The organism is Actinomycetota bacterium, from assembly GCA_036280995.1.
Lineage (GTDB): Bacteria > Actinomycetota > CALGFH01 > CALGFH01 > CALGFH01 > CALGFH01.
This window is the reverse complement of the sequence record DASUPQ010000021.1, coordinates 1-3838: the sequence shown is the minus strand read 5'-3', so window position 1 is coordinate 3838 and position 3838 is coordinate 1. Positions and strand designations below refer to the sequence as shown.

3 protein-coding genes are annotated in these 3838 nt (G+C 74.7%); 1 reads left to right on the top strand and 2 read right to left on the bottom strand.

Features of this window, described 5'->3' with window-relative positions; all coding sequences use genetic code 11:
• The first annotated feature begins 103 nt into the window (after positions 1-103).
• Positions 104-244 carry a hypothetical protein gene (locus VF468_00520; protein ID HEX5876809.1) on the top strand — a complete coding sequence of 47 codons (141 nt, stop codon included), beginning with the start codon at positions 104-106 and terminating at the stop codon, positions 242-244.
• A 12-nt stretch (positions 245-256) separates the two neighbouring features.
• Here the strand turns inward: VF468_00520 and VF468_00515 are convergent, their stop codons facing one another.
• Complete coding sequence (locus VF468_00515; protein HEX5876808.1) at positions 257-1108, bottom strand: HAD family hydrolase; 852 nt, start codon at positions 1106-1108, stop codon at positions 257-259.
• On the bottom strand, positions 1095-3653 hold the full coding sequence (locus VF468_00510) for an MMPL family transporter (GenBank protein HEX5876807.1): 2559 nt from the start codon (positions 3651-3653) through the stop codon (positions 1095-1097). The genes VF468_00515 and VF468_00510 overlap by 14 nt, the downstream gene beginning before the upstream one ends.
• Positions 3654-3838: the final 185 nt, after the last annotated feature.

Below are 3838 nucleotides of genomic sequence, written 5' to 3'. Positions count from 1 at the left end.
AAGGCCATGGCCCGCCCCCTCGCATCCATCCGAGCACTATATCGATCCGAGTGCGATGTTAGGGTGCGTTTCGCAGCGGGGGAACCGAGGAGGAGGTCTGACCATGGAAGCGCCCACGAGCCGCCGCGCCTTCTTCCGGGTCGCCGGCCGCTCCCTCGCCGCGGCCACCGCGGCCGTGCTCCTGGCCGGCTGCCCGGGCGGCGACGACGATGACGACGACGGCGGCGGCGACGACGACGACTGAGGACCCGGGGCGTCAGCCGGGGGCGCCGGGGCGGCCGACAAGGTCGAGGACGGCGGCCCAGCCGCCGCTGGACGGGGGGCCGATGACGTGGTCGGCCCGGGCCAGGACGTCCGGGGTGGCGGTGGCGACGGCGCAGGCCACGGCGGCGGCGTCGAGCAGCTCGAGGTCGTTGGCGCCGTCGCCGACGGCCAGGACGCGGGCCGGGTCGATGCCCTGCTCGGCGCAGTAGGCCAGGACCCCGCTCCACTTGCTGATGTCCGGGGGTCGTACCTGGAGGGTGAAGCCGCCGTAGATCAGGTCGGGGACGATGCTGGCGCTGCCCGCCGCGCCGACCTCCCGGAGGACCGGTTCGAGCAGGGCCGCGGGCCGGCCGACCACCGCGAACGTGTACACGGGCTCGTCGGCGACCACGCGGCCCAGGTCGTCGACGGCCACCCAGGGCCGGGCCCGGGCCAGGTGGCCGGGGTTGGTCGAGGGGTGGTCGCCGACGACCAGGTCCACCCCGGGCCGGTCGACGTAGACGCACGGGCTCAGGCCGGCGGTGGTGAACGCCGCCAGCGCCCGCACGGCGGCCGCAGGCGGGAACGCCACCTGGTGGAACACCCGGCCGTCGCGCAGGTCGAGCCCGAGGGCGCCATCGAGCACCACCGCCGGCCCGGTCAGGCCGCCCGCCTCCAGCACCGCCAAGGTCATGCGCAGCCGCCGGCCGGTGGCCACCAGCACCGGGATCCCGGCCGCCTCCAGCTCGCGGACCGCCCGCACCGAGGCCGGGTGGATGCGCTCGTCGGCGTCGGACAGGGTGCCGTCCAGGTCGGTGACGACCAGCTGGACCGCGCCGTTGCGCCGCGCGTCAGGAACCGGCATGGAGCGAGCCTACCCGCTCCTCCTCGGCGGCCCGGGGAGGCGGGAGCGGCTGCTCGGCCAGCCCGAAGCGGTCGTGGAGCCGGCGCAGGGACGGCGGGGCCCACCAGTTCCAGCGGCCCATCAGCTTCATGGTCGCCGGGACCAGCAGCATCCTGACCACGGTGGCGTCGAGCACGACGGCGATGGCCATGCCCAGGCCGACCTCCTTGATGGTCAGCAGCTCCCCGGCCGCGAAGCCGAGGAACACGATCACGATCAGGGCCGCCGCCGAGGTCACGATCCGCCCGGTGCGCTGCAGCCCGAGGGCGACCGCCCGGTCGTTGTCGCCGGTCTGGTCCCAGGCCTCCTTGATCCGCGAGAGCAGGAACACCTCGTAGTCCATGGACAGGCCGAAGGCGAACACGAAGATCAGCACCGGGACGGTGATGTCGACCATGCCCGGCGCGTCGAAGCCGAGCAGCCCCGACAGGTGGCCGTCCTGGAACACCCAGACCAGGGCGCCGAAGCTGGCCCCCAGCGACAGCACGTTCATGACGATCGCCTTGACCGGCACCACCACCGACCCGGTCATCAGGAACAGCAGCGCGAAGGTGGCCAGCACGATCAGCCCGAGCGCGTACGGCAGCCGCCCGGTCAGCGAGTCGCGGTAGTCGACCAGGAAGGCGGCGGGGCCGGTGACCCCGACGGCGGCCGGCCGCTCCAGCTCGCGGATCCGCTCGACCAGCCCGGTCGCCACCGGCCCCTCGCTGGTGCCCTCGGGGATGACGTCGAGCACGGTGAGCGGCGGCGGGACCGGGCGGGGCTCGACCCTGGCCACCCCGGGCAGCTGCTCGACCCGGCGCAGGAAGTCGGCGACCAGCGGGGAGCCGGGGACCGACTCGACCACGACCACCACCGGGTCGGTGCCGCCGTCCTGGAAGCGGGCCTCGACCGTCTCGAACAGCTGGCGCGACTCCGAGGAGCGGGGCAGCGACTCCAGGCCCGAGTTCTCCAGCCGGGCGTGGCGGAAGGGCAGGGCGAACAGCACCAGCACGGCGGCGACCAGGACCACGATCGCCGGAGCGTAGCGCTGCACCAGCCGCGACAGCCGGTAGAACGTCCCATGGTCGGACTGGAGGTGGGCCGGGGCCGGCCGGATCCGCCGCCCCCAGAGGCCGAGCAGGGCCGGGACCAGGGTGACGGCGGCCACCATGGCCACCAGCACCACCCCGATCCCGCCCCAGGCCAGCGAGCGCAGGAACGGCTCGGCGAAGGCGAGCAGCCCGCACAGGGCGGCGGCCACGGTCAGCCCGGAGAAGGCCACCGTCCGGCCGGCCGTGGCCAGGGTGCGCTCGATCGCCTCGGGGAGCTCGAACCCGGCTCCCCGCTCCTCGCGGAAGCGGCTGACCACCAGCAGGGAGTAGTCGACGGCCAGGCCCAGGCCGAGCATGGTGACGACGTTGACCGAGTAGGCGGAGATGTCGGCGACCTCGCTCACCCCGAGCAGGATCAGCAGCGCCCCGGCCACGGCCACCAGCGCCACCAGCAGGGGGGTGACGGCGGCCACGAACCCCCGGAACACGAGGAACAGCAGCACCACCATCACCGGCAGGGCCAGGGTCTCGCCCCGTTCCAGGTCCTCCTGGGCCTGGTGCTGGAACTCCTCGCGGGCCCGTTCCTCGCCGCCGACCAGCACCCGGGGCGCGTCGACGGCCTGGAGCCGCTCCACCACCCGCTCCACGGCCCGCTCGTGCTCGGCCCCGCGCAGGTCGGTCACCATCGCCACCCGGATCAGCACCGCCTGCCCGTCCCGCGCGACCAGGCCGGGCACCGGCTCTCCGTCGATCCAGGGGCCGGTGACCCGCTCGACCCCGTCGATGGCCTCCAGGTCGTCGACGGCGTCGCCGATCTCGGCCTGGAACGCCGGGTCGTCGGCCGGGCGCCCGTCGACCAGCCCGTTGATCCCCGACCCGCCGCCCGCGACCCGGCTCAGCAGGTCGGCGACGACCACCGACTCGGCGTCGTCGCGCAGCCCGCTGCCCGTCCCGAGCCGGCCGAACACCTCGCCGCCGACCCCGAGCCCCACCCCAAGGACCAGCACCCAGGCGAGCGCCACCGGCACCCGCCGCCGGTATACGAACCGACCCAAGGACGCGAACACGACGCCCAGCATATGGCGACCCGCGCGGGTTCGCCCCCGGTGGAACACCATTCCCTTGGGGGAGGGCCGGCGCCGGGGAGCTGGGATCAGCCCTGGTCGAGCGCGCCGGGCGTTGCCGACGCCGTAGAGCCTGCCGTCCTGGACGCGGTAGTCGACGCCGACCAGCGACTGGTCGCCGGCCAGGCCCTTGACCTTGCCGATGCCCTGGGTCCGGCCGGGCGTGGCGGCGTCGAACCGGACCAGCCGGCCGTCGGTGGTCAGCCCGACCACCTGCAGGCTCCGGCGGTCGTCGCGCCGTACGGCGTCGTCGGAGCGGTACAGGTCGTCGACCTGGCGGCCGTTGGCGACGGTGGGGACCGCGAGCAGGCTCACGGCGCACAGCAGCAGCAGGCCCCGTCGGATCACCCGGGCTGTGGGCGGCGGGGGCCAATCGTGGCGCGGGTGGGCGATACTGGATGCCCAGGATGAGCGCCGAGCCGAAGGGGGACGGGTGCCAGTTCCGGCCGAGGAGGCTGCCAGGCGGGTCGACGAACTGCGGGCGCGCCTGCGGGACGCGCTGTACCGCTACCACGTGCTCAGCGACCCCGACA

Coding starts and splice junctions, on each gene's coding strand:
- VF468_00515 (HEX5876808.1), bottom strand. CDS start 1,108: ATGCCGGTTCCTGACGCGCGGCGCAACGGCGCGGTCCAGCTGGTCGTC.
- VF468_00520 (HEX5876809.1), top strand. CDS start 104: ATGGAAGCGCCCACGAGCCGCCGCGCCTTCTTCCGGGTCGCCGGCCGC.